Genomic DNA, 16,850 nt, shown 5'->3' with positions numbered 1-16,850 from the left:
CCTGATGACACAGGAAGCCAACCAAAAGAAAGGTAGGCACATGGAGGGCTCACCCGATCCGGCTGGTCACGGAAACAATCCCGTGACTTTCATCATTAAACGTCTAGTGCGCAGGGGGCAAGAAGACCGGTTTGAGGCCTGGCTGGACGCCTTCACCGGCAAGGCGACCGGGCTTCAAGGCCTGTTGGGGGTGGATGTGATCCGTCCGTCTGACCCGGCCCGCCCTGAGTACGTCGTTATCTGTCGGTTTGACCGGTACGCTAACCTCAGGGAGTGGGAAGAATCTTCCGAGCGTCGGAAGTGGCTGGAGCAATCGCGAGATTTGATCGAGGGGGAGCCGCAAGTCGAACGGACGGCGGGGCTGGAATTCTGGTTTACCCCTGCGTCCAGACCGCCGAAGCATAAGATGGCGTTCCTGGTCATCGGTTCCCTCTACTGCGTCCTGATGGTGTTCCAATTGATCTTCGGCCCCTGGCTGCGGACATTGCCGCATCCGATCCATACGCTGGTGCTGGTCGTGGTCTCGGTCGTTTCAGTGGACTACCTACTCGTCGGAGCGGTCACGCGCCTCTTTTCCGGCTGGCTGTATCGGCAGGCAGCCTAAAACCAGACGAGCCTGACGGTGGCGGGCGAGTCGCCAGTCACGACTCCTCGTCGCCTGAGGCCGCATCCACTGTTCCCCAAAAGCAGCGGTAGACGTAGACCGAATAGGCCACGACCAGGCTGAAGCCGACGAGGAACCAGCCGAGCCCCGTCTGCAAGCTCTCGCGGGAAGCGGCGGCGTTCGAGATGGTGAGACTGTGCGCCGGATGGACGGTCGAGATCAGCAGGTTCGGATAGAGCCCCCAGGCCGTGCTGCCCAGCAACCCGAGAATCAGGAGGCCGGACGCCAGGAACGACGCCACATCTTGCTGCCGCCGGCGCCAGTAGAACAGGCTTGCCAGCGAACCCAGGGCCAGCAGGAGCAAGCCATACCCGACCGGGTGCGCATCGTAATTGCGGCGCAGGCCCGGTTGCACGAGGGGGATGGCCAGGATCGCAGCCAGCGTGAGCGTGACAACGGCCCATTGGCCCAGCGCCGCGACGCACCGGGCCCGATCGCGGACCGGTCCCTCCGTCTTCATCGCCAGATAATTCGCCCCATGCACCGTGAGGATCGCCGCCCCCTCCAACCCCATCAGCAGCGTGTACCAATCCAGGATGCCCGGCGCGGGGCCTGGCAGGAAGTCCGTCCAGAGCGCGGCGAAAAAGTAGCCCTCGGCATTCAGCGGCACGCCGCGGATGAGGTTGCCCAGCGCCGCGCCCAACACGATCGCCAGCAGGAGGCTTGCGCCGGCGAAGACCCAATCCCAGAACGTCCGCCAGAGGGGGTTGGCCAGGTGCGAGCGCAGGGGCAGCGAGATGCCGCGCAGAATCAGCAGCCAGAGCACGAGCATGAGCGCCAGGTAAAATCCGCTGAACCCGGCCGCGTAGACCCGGGGGAAGGCCATGAACAACAGGCCTCCGCCGGCGATGAGCCAGACTTCGTTCCCGTCCCAGACCGGTTCGATAGCCTGCAAGACGGTCCTCCGTTCCATGTCCGTGCGGGCCACGAAGAGGTAGACGATGCCCGTTCCGAAATCGAATCCGTCCAGGACGACGTAGATCGCCAGCATCAGCGCCACGATGGCAAACCACAGAGTCTCCATCACCGGTCTCCTGTCGCCGGCCGGGGATGCGGCGCCTTGGCCGGTCCCTTATTGATGGTGTCGAAGATCAGAAAGAGAAAGAGCAGGCCCAGAAGCGTATAGAGACCCATGAATCCCAACAGGGTGAACAGCGCGTTGCCGGAGCTGACGAGGGGCGAGGCGCCGTCCGACGTCCGGAGCAATCCATAGACGAGCCAGGGCTGGCGGCCGAGTTCCGCGGTCATCCAGCCGGCCGTGGTGGCGATATAGGGAAAGGGCGCGCTCAACATGAGGACCCACAAGAGCCAGGGACAGTCGAAGAGCTTGCCCCGCCAGAGCCACAGCAGGGCCGTTCCGGTGACGGCGACGAAGAGCGTGCCCAGCCCGATCATGATGTGGTAGGCGTAGTAGAGCAACGGCACGTTGTCCGGCCAGGTATCCCGGGGAAAGGTATCCAGCCCTCGTACCTCGGCCTTGGCCCGCTGATAGACCAGGATGCTGAGGGCCCAGGGGACCGTGATGGCATTGTCGATGGTCAGCGTGTCCATGTTGGGCTGGCCGACGAGGACGATGCCGGCTCCCGTCTCATTGTGAAACACGCCTTCGAAGGCGGCTCCGGTCGCGGGCTGATAGGTAAAGACCTGCTTGCCCGCTTCGTGTCCGGTCGGGAACAGGAGGAGGAAACTGGCAATGGCGGCCGCGACCAGGCCTGTGCGCAGGAAGGTCCTGGCGTAGAGGTCATGGCTGCCCGAGAGCCGGTAATAGGCGCCGACGGCCGCCATGACGAAGGCACTGGTGGCGACCGATGCCGCCATGTTGTGCGGGTATTGCCAGAGCAGCCAGTCGTTCGTGAACAGCCCCCATAAACTCGTGACGTGCAGCGTCCCGTCTTCGGCCACGCGGTAGGCGACCGGGTGCTGCATCCAGGCGTTGGTGGCGATGATGAGCCATCCCGAGAGCCAGGAGCCGAGGAAGAGCATCACCGAAGCGACCCAATGGACCCTGGGCCCCAGTTTCTCTTCGCCGAACAGCAGAATGCCGAGGAACGAGGATTCCAGGAAAAAGGCGAAGAGCCCCTCCATGCCGAGGGTCTGGCCGATGACCCCGCCGGCATAGTTGGAAAACCTGGCCCAGTTGGTGCCGAACTGGAATTCCAGGGGGATGCCGGTGACGACGCCGAAGGCGAAGCTGATCGCGAAGATCTTGATCCAGAAGCGCGCGACCCGGTGGTAATGGTCGTCGCCGGTCCAGAGGGCGCGACTCTTGAAGTAGACGATCAGCAGCGCCAGGCCCATGGTCAGTTGGGGAAAGAGGTAATGGAAGGTCGCCGTGAAGGCGAATTGCAGGCGGTCATACAGCAGGGCGCTGGCCATAAGGCTCTCTGGAAGCAGGAGAGGGTTGAGGGTGACGGCCGCCGGCGTATGGATTGCGCCGGTGGGGGATGCTAGCACCGGCGTAGTGGCGCGTCAAATGCCGGGCCGAACAGTTGTGCGGCCGTTTCGATCTGTGTTACAAGCCCTGAAGCAGCCGAGGAGCCCTTCCATGGCAATTGACGACGTGTTTATCAAAGCCTTTCGCGCCCATCGGCAGCAGGGCGATCTGTTCCATCACGATTCGCATCAGGCCCATGAACTGTTCCAGACCTCGACCATCGGAGCCTTGATGGAGGGAGTCTACGACGGCGAGGTGACCTACGGAGAGTTGGCCAAGCACGGGGACTTCGGGCTCGGCACCTTCAATGCGCTCGACGGCGAGATGATTGCGTTTGATGGGACGTTCTACCAGATGAAGGTGGACGGCAAGGCCTACCCGGTCGCGGCTTCCGCCAAGACCCCCTTCGCGGTCGTGATGCGGTTCGATCCGACGGTCAAGGTCCTGTGGGAGGAGCTGACCGACTGGGCCCATTTTCAACAGGCCGTGGACAAGGCCGTGCCCAGCAAGAACATTTTCTACGCGGTGAAAGTGCGGGCGGTCTTCGACTATATTAAGGTGCGGACCGTGCCCCGGCAGGAGAAGCCCTATCCGCCGCTCGTAGAGGTGGCCAAGCATCAGCCGGTCTATGTCCATGAGGGGCTGCGCGGGACCTTGGTGGGGTTTCGCTTCCCCGATTATGCCCAGGGCGTGAACGTGCCGGGCTACCATGTCCACTTCCTCAACGGAGAGCGGACCACCGGCGGCCATGTGCTGGATTTTCGCATGAGGGACGCGACGGTGGAGATCGACGTGACGTCGGATCTGCACATGGAAGTGCCGGACTGCGGCGACTTCCTGGACGCGGATCTGGGCAAGGATCAGGCAGAAGCGATCGAACGGGCGGAAAAGGATCGATAGGAGACACTGAAGAATCCATGAGCACCAACGACAAGCAGATTATTTTTTCCCTGATCGGAGTCGGCCGGGTCTACCCGCCCAAGAAGCAGGTCCTCAAGGACATCTACCTCTCCTTCTACTACGGGGCCAAGATCGGCGTCCTCGGGTTGAACGGGTCCGGCAAAAGCACGCTCCTGCGGATCATCGCCGGGCTGGACAAGGATTACTTGGGCGAGATCACCATGTCGAAGGGCTACACGGTCGGGCTTCAGGAGCAGGAGCCGCAACTGGAGGCGGGCAAGACCGTCAAGGAAGTGGTCGAAGAGGGCCGCAAGGAGCTGGTCACACTGCTGAAGGACTATGAAACGATCAGCAACAAGCTGGGCGACTGTACCCCCGATGAAATGGACAAGCTGTTGGAGAAGCAGAGCCAGCTCCAGGAGAAGATCGAGGCGGCCAACGGCTGGGAGCTGGAACACCAGCTCGAAATCGCCATGGACGCGCTGCGCTGTCCCCCGCCGGATGCGAAGGTGGACCAGCTCTCCGGCGGCGAAAAGCGGCGGGTGGCCTTGTGCCGGCTCCTGATCCAGGAGCCGGACATTCTGTTGCTGGACGAGCCGACCAACCATCTGGACGCGGAGTCCGTGCAATGGCTGGAGCAACATCTCCAACAATATAAGGGCACGGTGATCGCCGTGACGCACGACCGGTATTTTCTGGACAATGTGGCCGGCTGGATTCTGGAGCTGGACCGGGGCCAAGGCATCCCCTTCGAAGGCAACTACTCCTCCTGGTTGGAACAGAAACAGGCGCGGCTCGAAAAAGAAGAAAAGGCCGAGTCCCGGCGGCGCAAGACTCTGGAGCGGGAATTGGAGTGGATCCGCATGTCCCCCAAAGGCCGGCACGCCAAGGGCAAGGCCCGCATCCAACGCTACGAGGACTTGCTCAGCCAGGAGAACGAAAAAGCGGCGGACGACTTGGAAATCTACATTCCGCCGGGCCCGCGCCTGGGGGATATCGTGGTGGAGGCCAAGGGGCTGACCAAAGCCTTCGGCGACAAATTGCTGTTCGACGGTCTGAACTTCAACCTGCCCAGGGGCGGGATCGTCGGCGTCATCGGACCCAACGGGGCGGGCAAGACCACCCTGTTCAGGATGATCGTGGGCAAGGAGAAGCCGGACGCGGGAACCTTGCGCATCGGCGAGACCGTCACGTTGGGCTACGTGGATCAGGACCGGACCCTGGACCCCAAGAAGACGGTCTGGGAAGTGATCTCGGACGGGTCCGACACGATCAAGCTGGGCAAGTCGGAGGTCAACTCGCGGGCCTACTGCGGCAAGTTCAATTTCGGCGGCACGGAGCAGCAGAAGAAGGTCAAGGATCTCTCGGGCGGCGAGCGCAATCGGGTGCACCTGGCGCGCATGCTCCGGGAGGGGGCCAACCTGATCATCCTGGACGAGCCGACCAACGATCTGGACGTCAATACCCTTCGGGCGCTGGAAGAGGGGCTCGAGCGGTTCGGCGGCTGCGCCGTCGTCAGCAGCCACGACCGCTGGTTCCTGGACCGGGTCGCCACCCACATTCTGGCTTTCGAAGGCGAGAGCAAGGTCGCCTGGTTCGAGGGCAACTACAGCGAATATGAAGCCGACCGCAAGAAGCGGCTGGGCAAGGAAGCCGACCAGCCCCACCGGATTCGCTATCGGAAATTGACGAAGTGACGGAAGGGCGGGGCCAATAAGGCAGGAGGGTGATCCCATGACCAAACAACTCGGCCTGGCTCTGATGACGGTCTGCGCGGTGTCGTTCTGGGGTGGCGTCGCGGCTCTGGCCGGGGACGGGACTCCGGCGCAACCGCCCAACGACAGTTCCTCGGTGCTCAAGGAGCAGCAAGACGTGGAGTCCAGACTGGCCGAAAGCCAGGCGAAACGCCAGGAGCTGGAAAGGGAGCGCAAGCGGATTTTGAATGAGGCCGGACGGAACAGCGAAGAGCGGGCCTCGTACAGCAAGGCTTGCGAGACCGGGGGCTATGCTTCAGGCGAAGGGTATTCTTACACGAGCCCGGCCCAATGTGCCTTCGACAAAGCCCAGATCTCCAGCGGGGGCGCGGAGGTGAATCGGCAACTGAACGAGGTCAATCGGCGGCTGGAGGGCCTGAACTCGGAGGCGAATCAACTGGCCGGGCAGCGGGAGCAACTCAAGCGGCAGGCCGAGTCTCTGAAGTTCAAATCCGAGGTCCCGACGCTGCAGTCGATCGGCCCGATCGAGCAGATGGGCATCGAGGACGAACAGCGCCGCCGCCGCAAGGCGAGACAGAAAGAGTTGTCGGGCGAATAAGCCGGGATACCCTGTCCCGACCGGGCACGATTCCGCCCTCGCTTCCCGCTCAACGGTCTGCCTTGATCCGGTCCAGCCGGTCCTGCGCTTTCCGCGCCGCCTCGCTCTTTGGATAGTCCCGCAAAATCTCTTCGTAGAGTTGCCGGGCATGGTCCCGGTTGTTCTGCTTCTCCTCGAACTGCGCGGTATCCAGAAGCTCGTCGGCCTTGCTCCCATTGCAGCCCGACAGGGCCAGTACCGCAAGGCAGAGCCATGTCGGCCACCAGAGTTGTTTCATTGCCGCCTCCTGAACTGCGATTCGTGCCATTATACCGAATACTGAAACCGGCTCCCCGATCCTTGACATGGAAATACGGCCCGGCGATCATGGCACGGGAACTTGGTGCCCGACGAGCAAAGAGGTCATGTGACGACACGAATGTTTCTGGTCCGCCACGGTGCCACCGTGCTGAGCGCGGAAGACCGCTTCGCCGGCGCGACGGACGTCGAACTGTCCGACGAGGGGCGCGCACAGGCGGAACGGCTGGCCGAACGACTGGCCGGGGCCGAACTGGCGGCGGTCTATGCCAGTCCGATGAAGCGCACCCTGGAAACCGCGGCCATCATCGTTGGCGCCCATGCCCTCGCGCCGATCCCCCGCGACGGGCTGCGCGAAATCAACCACGGCCGCTGGGAGGGCCTCACGCGCAAAGAGGTGGAGTCGCAGTTTCCCGACGAGTATGCAGCCTGGGAGGCCGACCCCTTCACTTTCGCCCCGGCCGGCGGCGAGTCCGGGGTGAGCGTGATGGCGCGGGCCCTGCCGGTCGTCCGGGACATCGTCGTGCGGCATGCCGGCGCCAACGTCCTGGTGGTCTCGCACAAGGCGACCTTGCGGCTGATCCTCAGCAGCCTGCTCGGCTTCGACGCGCGCGGGTACCGCGATCGGATGGACCAATCTCCGGCCTGCCTGAACGTGGTGGACTTCAAGGACCCGATCCGCGCGCGTCTGATGCTTTTCAACGACGTGTCCCACTATGCCGATTACCCGGCGCGGCGTCACGTGCACCTGTCGAAATGGTGGGAAGCCCCCGAGCCGTCATGAGCCGCATTTGCCGAGCCGGTGCCCGGCGCAAGGAGGCCGGCCGGATCGGCCGGCGCGCCTGCTGGGTGCTGGTGGGGCTGGCGCTGGGCGGCTGCGCAACCCCGTCGGCGTCCGCTCCATCCCCGGCCGGCGAGGATAACGCGCGGCGCTTCACGGGACTGGTCGTGAACGTGACCGACGGGGATACGCTCACCGTGATGCGGGAAGGGATGGCTCGGCCGGTGCAACTGGCCGGGATCGATTGCCCCGAACTCAAGCAGCCCTACGGAAAGCAGGCCAAGCGCCATGCCGCGCAACTGGCGCTCAATCAGGAAGTGACGGTCAAGGAGGAGGGGCCTGGGACCGAGGGGCTGGCTGGGTCGGTGACGCTGCCGGACGGCCGCGTCCTCAATCAGGAGCTGGTTCGCGCCGGTCTCTGCTGGTGGGCCCGACGGTACCAGGGCGACGATGCGCTCCCGCTCCTGGAGGCCGAGGCCCATGCGGCGCAGCGCGGCCTCTGGGCCGATCCGGAGCCGGTCCCGCCCTGGGAGTGGCGGAGGATGAAAGTGAAACCGAAGGCGCGGGAATCGCAGAACTGACGGACGCAGAAGCCATGGGAGGCAGGCATGCCGCGTGAGTTGAGCAGACGGATGGAAGGATTGTCGCAAGCGGAAATCCGCGCCATGACGATTGCCTGCGATCGCGTGAAGGGGCTCAACATGGCCCAGGGGGTCTGCGACACTCCCGCGCCCCGGACGGTGCTGCAGGGCGCGCAACGCGGGATCGAGGCGGGCTTCAATACCTATACCCGCTACGACGGGCTGCCCGAGTTGCGGGCCGCCCTTGCGCACAAGCTGGCCGGGTACAACGGGATGAGGGCCGATCCTGAGACCGACATCACGGTCAGCGCCGGTGCCACCGGCGCCTTTCATGCCGCCTGTCTGGCGCTGCTGAATCCCGGCGACGAGGTCCTCGTCTTCGAGCCTTTCTATGCCTACCACATCCACGCCCTGGTAGCGGTCGAGGCTGTCCCCAAGTTCGTTCCGATGCGGCCCCCCGACTGGACGTTTGCGCCGGCCGATCTCGATCGCGCGGTGACGGCGCGCACCAAAGGCATTATCGTCAATACGCCGGGCAATCCCTCGGGCAAGGTCTATAGCCGGACCGAACTGGACTGGATCGCTGCGTTCGCCGACCGGCACGATGTGTTTGTCTTCACGGACGAGATCTACGAATACTTCCTCTTCGACGGACGGACACATTGCAGCTTCGCCACCCTGCCCGGCATGGCGGAACGGACGATCACCATCGGCGGCTACTCGAAGACGTTCAGCATCACCGGCTGGCGGATCGGCTACAGCGTGGCGGATGCCAAGTGGGCGCAGGCGATCGGCGCGATGAACGATTTGCTCTACGTCTGCGCGCCGGCGCCGCTGCAGTACGGCGTGGCGGTGGGGATCAACGAGCTGCCACGATCCTTCTACGACGGTCTTGCCCGCGACTATCAGGGCAAGCGGGACCGGTTCTGCCAAGCGCTCAAGCAGGCGGGCTTGCCTCCCTCCGTCCCCCAGGGGGCCTACTATGTGCTGGCCGACGTCTCCCGTTTGCCGGGTACGACGAGCAAGGAGCGGGCGATGCACGTGCTGGACAAGACCGGTGTGGCCGGTGTGCCGGGCGAAGCCTTCTTCTCCGGCGACACGGGCCGGCGCTTCATGCGCTTCTGCTTCGCGAAGACCGACGCAGTCCTGGACGAAGCCTGTCGAAGAATCGAAAAGCTTCAATAAGATTCGGATGGCGCGGCTGACGAATGGCGCCTGCGTTCGGCGGCGGCTCGATGCGTTGATCCCGGGCAGCTTCCTTCAACCCGACCGTTGGCCGCTTGCCTCATAGGAATAGAAGAGTCCGGCAAGCGGCGTCCTCTCCGCTTCCGACAGGCAGTTTCCCGCCAAGCCGCTCGCCTCAGCACGCATCCGTTCCAGCCGGGTTTAAAAAAGAGATTAACGGGCACAGGTCGCTTCACAAACCTGTGCCCTCACGAGGTGTCTCCGCCTATTAGATGGATTCAGGAGTTAGTCGGCTTACGGAATCCGCTTGAGTATGAACTTTGTGCCATCGAGTGCAGTCTTATATGTCACCATGCAATCAGCAGAGTTCTTAGCTGTGACTTGGATTACAATCTCAAATTCATATATGCCGGGGTCACCATATATTTGCGCCTCAACGCTCGGAAAAAGAATCTTCGGTAGATTTTGACCATCCCATTGCCACTGCGCGACATCTACTAAGAGTTCATCCCTTGGATTGATGTCTGCAGAAGTTTTGTATGGCCTCGGGTCATTGTCTGCCTTGTTATCTCCCTTGAAATGTAGCGGGGTAGGCAACTTCCCTTCTGCGCTGAGGCAAACAGCAACTCGTTTCAAATTTACGTGTACATCCGTCAATGGCTCTCCATAGCTCTCATTAAATACCCCTATTCTCGCAAGCTTAAAATGTGTGCCCTCATGACGATATGACGAATTATCGCGATCGTATAGAAATGAAAAGCGAGGTTTTAGTTTGTCTTCCAGTAAGGCATTCCTTTGTGTCAAATCATCAATGTCTTTAGTTTTCTCGCGAACAATCAAGAAGGGCACCCGCACTAGATTTCCTATGAAGAAGAATGTGGCAATAGTGGCGAGGGCACCTATATAAGCCGCAGCAGTATTCATTTCTCCAAACACAACTTTGCCTTGACCAAAGAACCATAAATAAAACCATGCAATGGGAACCGCGAGGAATGCAGAGAGGATGTAGGCCCCTTTATTTTTCCAATCGAGAGCCTTGCAGGTCTCTTCTAGGGCACGACAGATAAACATCCAACATTCCTTGCACAAGCAAGGCTTAACCATAGCGCACCTCTGGTGAGATGGTGCCCAATGGTAGCGGTTTTCCGTAGCCTGTAGCAATTAAACAATCGTGAATACTAATAGAGCGAAGCTACCCTGTGAGGGCACAGGTTTGTGAAGCGACCTGTGCCCGTTAACCCTCTCTTTTTTAAGTGCAGACGTGGAGGTGTGGCGCGCTCTGGAGCGGACTTCACCGGAGCGGCGGGGTCCCCGCCCGCCGTTCGAGGCCGGAAAGCCGGTACTGACCAACGCAACATGATCGAAGATCATGGCGGCGGGAATACCGGAAGGCCATTCCGGTTCGAACGGCGTGGAAGGGGTGCCATCGCGGAGGTGCGGGAGCGAAGGGTGCGCCACACCGACTTCTTCACCCCACTGCTCGCCGTTCATCACCCAGTCTTAGTCAGATCGGCCAGTTGACTCGGCCGGGAGGAAAGCGGAAACTGGCCGAATCCGTCGGGGTGCGGTGGTCGAGGGAGCGACCTTCGGGACGCAAGCCATGTTTCGTGCCGCCGCCCAACAGTTTGATGCCGCTTGCCCCAGGTGTGGCGGGCCGGGCGGCATCTCCAATCGGCGCCTGATCTTGAAGAGTGTGCTGCGGCGGGTGGGCCTCTATGTCTTCCGGTGCCAATCCTGCAAGCGCCGCTTCTTCCGCTTCAGGCCGGCTCGAAAGGCGCCCTCGCCTCAGTCCCGGGCGGCTCGTTCTTCGTAACATCGCTCCGCAGGCTGTGTCCATCGTGAAACGGACAGGATCATGCTGATCGCCGTCACCGTCGAGCAGGCGGGAGCGATTCTCCGCGCCATGGGTCAAGTGGTCACGGCTGGGAACCGGCAACCCCTGACCGACGCAGGCCGCCGCTCGATTCAGGCCACGGCGCGGCATCTGTTCCGTCTCGCCGATGCTCCCGACGCGGATGCTCTGTCGCCGATCACCCCGCCGGACCTCGGCTCGGTCCTGTCGGAACCGCCGTCGAGGACGATGGCGGCGCGGTTCCTGGCCGTGACGGCCCTCGTGGACGGAACTCTGGACGCAGGCAAGGTTGCGTTGGCGCTGGACTATGCCGCGGCGCTCGGCAGCCAGGAGGATTATCTGAGACAACTCGAGGCGGCGATCAGCGGGCGGCTGAGCTGGGCCTTGGCCGACATGACGCGCCAAAATATCAAGAGCCTGTGGGATCAACCGTGGCGCGACGAGAACGATGTCATGGCCTTGATCCTGCCATACCAAGAAGGGCGCGCGGATCCGGCGCTCGCGGCGCGGCACGAGGCGTTGGGAAGGTTGCCGGAAGGCTCCTTCGGTCGGGCCTATTGGGGGATCTACAAGGCGAATGGCTATGCGTTTCCCGGCGATCCGCGCGGAGTCAATGCCGCGTTCGCGCGACCCCATGACTCGACGCACGTGCTCAGCGGCTACGATACCTCGCCGCAAGGGGAGATCCTGGTGTCGACCTTTACGGCCGGGATGCACCCGAAGCTGCCGATGGAGGGCCACATCCTGCCGGTGATTTTCAGTTGGCACCTGGGTATCGAGATCAACAAGTTTGCCGGATCGGCACGGGGCGCCATGGACCCGGAGAAGTTCTGGGTCGCCTGGGCGCGCGGGTCCGACACCAGGGTGGACCTGTTCGAACCGGATTGGGACTTTTGGGCCGTTGCGGAGGAGCCTGTCGCGAGCCTGCGGCAACGATACTGCGTGCCGCCGCTCGATCCGCGCCACGCGGCGGCCGTGCGCTGACCGGCGCCGGTGGTTTGCATTCTTCTCCACGATTCCCCTACCATGACAGCCGGAGCTGCGTGATGCCATGATCCGCCCCATCCCGTTTGCCAACGCCCTGACGCTGACCGCCACGGGTCTGTTCGTTGTTCTGATCGGCTTGCGGGAAGTCGCCCCGGCCTTCTTCGTCTATTTTTTCAACGCGCAGTTTTTCGGGGCGGACGTCGCCTCGCTGCTTCCCGCTCGGCCCGGCATCGCGAGGCTGCTGGGCGATCTCCTGATCATGCTGGTCGGCGCCTGGCTGTTCGGCTATTGCTGGGCCTTCTTCTACAACCGCTGGACGAAATAGGCGGATGTTGAAAAAGGCCTCCAGCGATGTTCTCGGTCGCGCCACGGAAGCGGCGTGCGTTTCGACGCATGCGGGGTGGGTGCGATAGAGCCTGTTTGAACGTCCTTGAAAGATTGACCCCAGCAACCTGGTTTTTCCTGGCTGCGCATGATGAAGTGGCTGGCGACATGGATAGGTTAATCACCATCCAAGGCAACACGCTATGAGGCAAGAGACTATGGGCGGGCTCACCGTCCGCCTGACCGGGGGCGCGGACGGTCATGGAGGCGGCAACGGTCCGGTCGTGATCCTGTTGCATGGGTTTGGCGCCCCGGGCGATGACCTGGTGTCGCTCTGGCAGTATCTGGATGCGCCGCGCGGGACCAGGTTTCTCTTTCCGGTCGGTCCCCTGTCCTTGCCGATGGGATTCGGCGAGTCCCGGGCCTGGTGGATGCTGGACCTGGACCGGATCACCCAGGACCGTGAAGCCGGGCGCCCCCGCGACCTTTCGCACGAAGTGCCCAAAGGTCTGGCCGAAGCCCGCGAGAAGGTCCTGGCCCTCTTGCACGATCTCGACCACCGAGGAGGGGCCGATCCGAAGAAGACCGTCTTGGGCGGTTTCTCGCAGGGCGCCATGTTGGCCTGTGATGTGGCGCTGCGGAGCCCCAGGCCCCTGGCCGGGTTGGTCCTGCTCTCGGGCACGCTGGTGTCGCAACGGGAATGGGAGCCGCTGATGCCGAAGCGGAAGGGACTCCGGGTTCTGCAGAGTCACGGCAGCCAAGATCCCCTGCTTCCGTTCAGCCAAGCCGAACGGCTGCGCGATCTCCTCAAAGGGGCCGGAATGGTGGTAGACTGGAACAGTTTTCGGGGCGGGCACGAGATTCCCGAGGCGGTCCTCAACCGACTGAGCACGTTTCTTCGAACGGTCTTGGCCGGATAAGCCGGGCGGCTGAGGGCTTGCGCGTCAGGTGTGAAACGATGAACGTTTTGCCCATCAGGTCGGCGGTGCTTGCGCTGGCCCTGTTCCTTGCGACCGGACCCCATGCCTATGCGCAGGGGGCGTTGGAGAGCAGCGAGCGGGACCAGGCCGGGGATCGCCAGGCGTCCAGTTCGGGCGAAAGCGCCCAGCTGAAGGAAGGGCAGGAACCGCAAAGCGGAAGCAAGGACGTGCCGGCCGAAAAACGAGAGGCGGACGCGAAACAAGAGTCCTCGCGCGACAGCCGGCCGGACCGCCCCGCCCGTCCCGAACGGCCGCACCGTCCCGAGCGGTTCCACCGCTGATCCCTCCCATGCCGACAACGTCGGAGCCTATCCTGCCCGTCGCCCGTCGCCGCGTCGCCTGCGCGTTCCTGGCTTGCCTGGGCCTCTGCCTCCTGCCAGGTCCCGTGCAAGCTGAAGAGTCCCGCCCTGGCGAGCCGGTCCATGCCGACGATACGACCTGGCAGGTATCGCTGACGCCGAACTTTTCCAGCGGCGATTACGGAGCCGGGTCCAAGACCACAATCTGGTACGCGCCCCTCAGCCTGCAGCGCCTGTTCAAAGACGGCGACATCACCCTGGTGGTGCCCTATGTCAGTGTGACCGGCGACTGTTCCGTCACGCTGCTCAGCGGCGTGCCGAACCGCACCAACCATCAATGCGGCGCTCCCACGCCGGAACGGGGCCGGCGCAAGCGCGACCCGGCGACGCCCGATCCGATCGTCACCAACAGCGGGTTGGGCGACGTGGTATTGCGGGGCCGGTACTATCTCATGGATGGCAAAGATTGGATCCCGACGATCGCCGTGACCGGGCGGTTGAAGATTCCCACGGCCGACGCCAACAAGGGGTTGGGCACCGGGGAGCCGGACGAAGGCGTGGGTATCGAGTTGACGAAAACGATGGGTGCGAAGTGGGTGTCGTTCGCGGATGCGGGGTATACGATTATCGGCAAGCCGCCCGGCGTGGATCTCAGGAACCAGTGGTATTACGACGTGGGGATCGGCTACTACGTCACCAAAGACTTCTTGGTCAGCGGGTACTATGAATATTACCGCAGCCTGCTGGCCGGTTATCAGGCCCCGCAGGATTTTCTCTTCGCAGCCAACTATACGTTGTCGGGAGGCTGGTCGTTGAACGGGTCCACGCAGATCGGCCTGTCGGACGGGGCGCCTGCCTACGCCCTCTCGGTCGGGATCGCGTACGGCTTCTAACGGACGTTGAAAAAGCCTGCCAGCTTCGTTCTCGCATCGCTCAAGTCCTCGACGTACAAGAAAAGTACGCCTCGGCCTTTCGCTCGTTGCGGCCTCGCTGGACAGCCTTTTTGAACGTCCTGCTCGGAGTAATCGGCGGCCAGCGTCACCCGATCCATGCGATCAGGCCGACAGGTCGGTAAACAGCCAGGGGGCTTCGGCTTTGCGCCGACGTTCGTAGGCCGTGATGGCCGGTTCGTGCTGCAGGCTGAGCCCGATCGAATCCAGTCCCTTGAACAGACAGTCCTTTCGAAACGGATCCACGTCGAAGCGGTAACGCGTTCCGTCCGGGGTGCTGACGGTCTGGGCCGCCAGATCCACGGTCAGCCGGTACCCTGGTGTAGCCTTGACCCCTTGGAAAAGCGCCTGCACTTCCTCCGCCGTCAGCACCACCGGCAGGATGCCGTTCTGAAAGCAGTTGTTGTAGAAGATATCGGCGAAACTGGGGGCGATGATGCAACGGAACCCCTGATCGAGCAGGGCCCAGGGCGCATGCTCGCGCGAGGAGCCGCAGCCGAAGTTGTCGCGCGTGAGCAGGATCGTCGCGTCCCGATATCGGGCTTGGTTGATGAAGAAATCCTGGTCCGGCGATCCGTCCTTCTTGCTCCGCCAGTCGAAGAAGAGCCCCTCGCGCAACCCCGTGCGCTTGATGGTTTTGAGATACTGCTTGGGAATGATCTGGTCCGTGTCCACGTTCAGCCGATCCAGCGGCGCGACCAGGCCGGTCAATGTTGTGAATGCTTGCATGATTAATCCTTGGCCATAATGATGAACGATGAACGATGCATGATGAATTGCGAAGTCATGCCGGTCATCAGTCCGCGTTTTTAGGACCAGGTCCTGATATCCACAAAGTGTCCTTCGACCGCGGCGGCGACCGCCATGGCCGGCGACACCAGATGGGTGCGCCCTCCCTTGCCCTGCCGTCCTTCGAAGTTCCGGTTGCTGGTGGAGGCGCAACGCTCGCCCGGCTGGAGGACATCGGCGTTCATGGCGAGGCACATGCTGCAGCCGGCCTCGCGCCACTCGAACCCGGCCTCCCGGAAAATCCGGTCCAGCCCTTCGGCCTCGGCCTGCTGTTTCACCAGACCCGATCCGGGGACGACCATGGCCTGCACGCTCTTGGCTACCTTCTTGCCCTTGGCGAAGCCGGCCGCCAGGCGCAAATCCTCGATGCGCGCGTTGGTGCAGGAGCCGATGAAAACCTTGTCGATCGCGATCTCCGTGATGGGCGTGCCCGGTGTCAGCGCCATATAGGCCAGGGCATGTTCCGTCGCCTGGCGGAGTTTCTCGTCTTGCATGGTCTTCGGGTCCGGCACGGTGCCGTCCACGCCGGTGACCATGCCGGGGCTGGTGCCCCAGGTCACTTGCGGGGCGATCTCCTCCGCGCGCAGTTCGACGGTGCGGTCGTAGGTTGCCCCCGGGTCTGTCCGCAGTTCCAGCCAGGATTTCGCGGCCTGGTCGAACAAGGCTCCCTGGGGCGCCATGGGCCGCCCCTTGATGTAGGCCACGGTTTGCTCGTCCGGCGCGACCATGCCGGCGCGGGCCCCGGCTTCGATGGACATATTGCACAGCGTCATGCGACCTTCCATGGTCAGCGCGCGGATGGCCGGGCCGGCGTACTCGATGACGTACCCGGTCCCGCCGGCGGTGCCGATTTTGCCGATGATGGCCAGGATAATGTCCTTGGCCGAGCAGCGGTTCGACAGGACGCCGTCCACGCGGATCATCATGGTCTTGGGGCGCTTCTGCAAGAGACATTGGGTGGCCAGCACGTGTTCCACTTCGCTGGTGCCGATGCCGAAGGCCAGCGCGCCGAAGGCGCCGTGGGTCGAGGTGTGCGAATCCCCGCAGACGATCGTCATGCCCGGCAGCGTGAAGCCTTGCTCCGGTCCGATGACGTGCACGACGCCCTGGCGGACATCGTGCATCCCGAACAGGGTCAGGCCGAAGTCTTTGCAGTTCTCTTCGAGCGTGGCGATCTGTTTGGCGCTGATCGGGTCCGCGATGCCCAGCCGCCGGTCCGTGGTGGGGATATTGTGGTCGGGCACGGCCAGGACGGTCTTGGGGCGGCGGGGCGCGCGGCCGGCCAGCTTCAAGCCCTCGAACGCCTGCGGCGACGTGACTTCGTGGACGAGGTGGCGGTCAATGTAAAGGAGCGTGGTCCCGTCCGCTTCCGCCCGCACCACGTGGGCGTCCCAGATCTTTTCGAACATCGTTTTCGCTGCCATGACACACTCCTTGCCAGCCGGCAATTATGAATTATGGATGCCGGCCGATACTCGGTCTCGGTCCGCAATCGGACGCCTATTATACCAATG

At 62.9% G+C, this 16,850-nt stretch carries 18 protein-coding genes; 12 read left to right on the top strand and 6 right to left on the bottom strand.

The features are described from left to right. Positions 1–82 precede the first annotated feature (82 nt). Positions 83–604 carry an antibiotic biosynthesis monooxygenase gene (locus EPO61_04925; GenBank protein TAJ10061.1) on the top strand — a complete coding sequence of 174 codons (522 nt, stop codon included), beginning with the start codon at positions 83–85 and terminating at the stop codon, positions 602–604. Positions 605–641: 37 nt separating this feature from the next. Here EPO61_04925 and cydB read toward each other — a convergent pair whose 3' ends face one another. Together cydB and EPO61_04915 are read right to left on the bottom strand one after the other, a co-directional pair. Further along, the gene (gene cydB, locus EPO61_04920; protein TAJ10060.1) at positions 642–1,688 is read right to left on the bottom strand and encodes a cytochrome d ubiquinol oxidase subunit II; all 1,047 of its coding nucleotides are present in this window, start codon (positions 1,686–1,688) and stop codon (positions 642–644) included. Then, on the bottom strand, positions 1,688–3,040 hold the full coding sequence (locus tag EPO61_04915) for a cytochrome ubiquinol oxidase subunit I (protein ID TAJ10059.1): 1,353 nt from the start codon (positions 3,038–3,040) through the stop codon (positions 1,688–1,690). Before EPO61_04915 ends, cydB begins: the two co-directional genes overlap by 1 nt. 169 nt (positions 3,041–3,209) lie before the next feature. On the opposite strand from EPO61_04915, the gene budA reads away from it, so the two are divergent. Genes budA through EPO61_04900 form a run of 3 tightly spaced genes read left to right on the top strand, consistent with a single transcriptional unit; the run spans position 3,210 to position 6,311 of the window. After that, on the top strand, positions 3,210–3,998 hold the full coding sequence (gene budA / locus EPO61_04910) for an acetolactate decarboxylase (protein ID TAJ10058.1): 789 nt from the start codon (positions 3,210–3,212) through the stop codon (positions 3,996–3,998). A gap of 17 nt (positions 3,999–4,015) precedes the next feature. Continuing rightward, positions 4,016–5,695, top strand: coding sequence for an energy-dependent translational throttle protein EttA (ettA, locus tag EPO61_04905; GenBank protein ID TAJ10057.1), 1,680 nt, complete (start codon positions 4,016–4,018; stop codon positions 5,693–5,695). 37 nt (positions 5,696–5,732) lie between these two features. Next, positions 5,733–6,311, top strand: a complete 579-nt coding sequence (locus EPO61_04900; GenBank protein TAJ10056.1) for a hypothetical protein — start codon at positions 5,733–5,735, stop codon at positions 6,309–6,311. A 49-nt stretch (positions 6,312–6,360) separates the two neighbouring features. Here EPO61_04900 and EPO61_04895 read toward each other — a convergent pair whose 3' ends face one another. After that, positions 6,361–6,588, bottom strand: a complete 228-nt coding sequence (locus EPO61_04895; protein ID TAJ10055.1) for a hypothetical protein — start codon at positions 6,586–6,588, stop codon at positions 6,361–6,363. 129 nt (positions 6,589–6,717) lie between these two features. Here EPO61_04895 and EPO61_04890 point away from each other — a divergent pair, with 129 nt between their 5' ends. From EPO61_04890 to EPO61_04880, 3 genes are read left to right on the top strand one after another with little or no spacing between them, the layout of a single operon-like run. Beyond that, on the top strand, positions 6,718–7,392 hold the full coding sequence (locus tag EPO61_04890) for a histidine phosphatase family protein (GenBank protein ID TAJ10054.1): 675 nt from the start codon (positions 6,718–6,720) through the stop codon (positions 7,390–7,392). Beyond that, positions 7,365–7,970, top strand: coding sequence for a hypothetical protein (locus EPO61_04885; GenBank protein ID TAJ10053.1), 606 nt, complete (start codon positions 7,365–7,367; stop codon positions 7,968–7,970). Before EPO61_04890 ends, EPO61_04885 begins: the two co-directional genes overlap by 28 nt. 27 nt (positions 7,971–7,997) lie before the next feature. Further along, a complete protein-coding gene (locus EPO61_04880) occupies positions 7,998–9,155 on the top strand; it encodes a pyridoxal phosphate-dependent aminotransferase (protein ID TAJ10052.1) in 1,158 nt (385 codons plus the stop codon). A gap of 294 nt (positions 9,156–9,449) precedes the next feature. Here EPO61_04880 and EPO61_04875 read toward each other — a convergent pair whose 3' ends face one another. Continuing rightward, entirely contained in the window at positions 9,450–10,226 is a 777-nt protein-coding gene (locus EPO61_04875) for a hypothetical protein (GenBank protein TAJ10051.1), read from the bottom strand. A gap of 784 nt (positions 10,227–11,010) precedes the next feature. On the opposite strand from EPO61_04875, the gene EPO61_04870 reads away from it, so the two are divergent. From EPO61_04870 to EPO61_04850, 5 genes are all read left to right on the top strand, one after another. After that, positions 11,011–11,991, top strand: coding sequence for a hypothetical protein (locus tag EPO61_04870; GenBank protein TAJ10050.1), 981 nt, complete (start codon positions 11,011–11,013; stop codon positions 11,989–11,991). A gap of 67 nt (positions 11,992–12,058) precedes the next feature. Continuing rightward, positions 12,059–12,319, top strand: a complete 261-nt coding sequence (locus EPO61_04865) for a hypothetical protein (GenBank protein ID TAJ10049.1) — start codon at positions 12,059–12,061, stop codon at positions 12,317–12,319. A gap of 202 nt (positions 12,320–12,521) precedes the next feature. Continuing rightward, entirely contained in the window at positions 12,522–13,238 is a 717-nt protein-coding gene (locus EPO61_04860) for an alpha/beta fold hydrolase (protein ID TAJ10048.1), read from the top strand. Positions 13,239–13,276: 38 nt separating this feature from the next. Then, positions 13,277–13,579 carry a hypothetical protein gene (locus tag EPO61_04855; protein TAJ10047.1) on the top strand — a complete coding sequence of 101 codons (303 nt, stop codon included), beginning with the start codon at positions 13,277–13,279 and terminating at the stop codon, positions 13,577–13,579. A gap of 8 nt (positions 13,580–13,587) precedes the next feature. Continuing rightward, complete coding sequence (locus tag EPO61_04850) at positions 13,588–14,490, top strand: transporter (GenBank protein ID TAJ10046.1); 903 nt, start codon at positions 13,588–13,590, stop codon at positions 14,488–14,490. Between the two features lie 162 nt (positions 14,491–14,652). Here EPO61_04850 and leuD read toward each other — a convergent pair whose 3' ends face one another. Both leuD and leuC read right to left on the bottom strand, forming a co-directional pair. Next, the gene (gene leuD, locus EPO61_04845; protein TAJ10045.1) at positions 14,653–15,276 is read right to left on the bottom strand and encodes a 3-isopropylmalate dehydratase small subunit; all 624 of its coding nucleotides are present in this window, start codon (positions 15,274–15,276) and stop codon (positions 14,653–14,655) included. Between the two features lie 80 nt (positions 15,277–15,356). Next, positions 15,357–16,760, bottom strand: coding sequence for a 3-isopropylmalate dehydratase large subunit (gene leuC / locus EPO61_04840; protein TAJ10044.1), 1,404 nt, complete (start codon positions 16,758–16,760; stop codon positions 15,357–15,359). Between the last annotated feature and the right edge of the window lie 90 nt (positions 16,761–16,850).

Source organism: Nitrospirota bacterium, from assembly GCA_004296885.1.
Lineage (GTDB): Bacteria > Nitrospirota > Nitrospiria > Nitrospirales > Nitrospiraceae > SYGV01.
This window is presented reverse-complemented; position numbering and strand designations above follow the sequence as displayed.

Coding starts and splice junctions, on each gene's coding strand:
- cydB (TAJ10060.1), bottom strand. CDS start 1,688: ATGGAGACTCTGTGGTTTGCCATCGTGGCGCTGATGCTGGCGATCTAC.
- EPO61_04865 (TAJ10049.1), top strand. CDS start 12,059: ATGATCCGCCCCATCCCGTTTGCCAACGCCCTGACGCTGACCGCCACG.
- EPO61_04855 (TAJ10047.1), top strand. CDS start 13,277: ATGAACGTTTTGCCCATCAGGTCGGCGGTGCTTGCGCTGGCCCTGTTC.
- leuD (TAJ10045.1), bottom strand. CDS start 15,276: ATGCAAGCATTCACAACATTGACCGGCCTGGTCGCGCCGCTGGATCGG.
- EPO61_04860 (TAJ10048.1), top strand. CDS start 12,522: ATGAGGCAAGAGACTATGGGCGGGCTCACCGTCCGCCTGACCGGGGGC.
- EPO61_04870 (TAJ10050.1), top strand. CDS start 11,011: ATGCTGATCGCCGTCACCGTCGAGCAGGCGGGAGCGATTCTCCGCGCC.
- EPO61_04875 (TAJ10051.1), bottom strand. CDS start 10,226: ATGTTTATCTGTCGTGCCCTAGAAGAGACCTGCAAGGCTCTCGATTGG.
- EPO61_04885 (TAJ10053.1), top strand. CDS start 7,365: ATGGTGGGAAGCCCCCGAGCCGTCATGAGCCGCATTTGCCGAGCCGGT.
- EPO61_04900 (TAJ10056.1), top strand. CDS start 5,733: ATGACCAAACAACTCGGCCTGGCTCTGATGACGGTCTGCGCGGTGTCG.
- leuC (TAJ10044.1), bottom strand. CDS start 16,760: ATGGCAGCGAAAACGATGTTCGAAAAGATCTGGGACGCCCACGTGGTG.
- EPO61_04915 (TAJ10059.1), bottom strand. CDS start 3,040: ATGGCCAGCGCCCTGCTGTATGACCGCCTGCAATTCGCCTTCACGGCG.
- ettA (TAJ10057.1), top strand. CDS start 4,016: ATGAGCACCAACGACAAGCAGATTATTTTTTCCCTGATCGGAGTCGGC.
- EPO61_04895 (TAJ10055.1), bottom strand. CDS start 6,588: ATGAAACAACTCTGGTGGCCGACATGGCTCTGCCTTGCGGTACTGGCC.
- budA (TAJ10058.1), top strand. CDS start 3,210: ATGGCAATTGACGACGTGTTTATCAAAGCCTTTCGCGCCCATCGGCAG.
- EPO61_04850 (TAJ10046.1), top strand. CDS start 13,588: ATGCCGACAACGTCGGAGCCTATCCTGCCCGTCGCCCGTCGCCGCGTC.
- EPO61_04880 (TAJ10052.1), top strand. CDS start 7,998: ATGCCGCGTGAGTTGAGCAGACGGATGGAAGGATTGTCGCAAGCGGAA.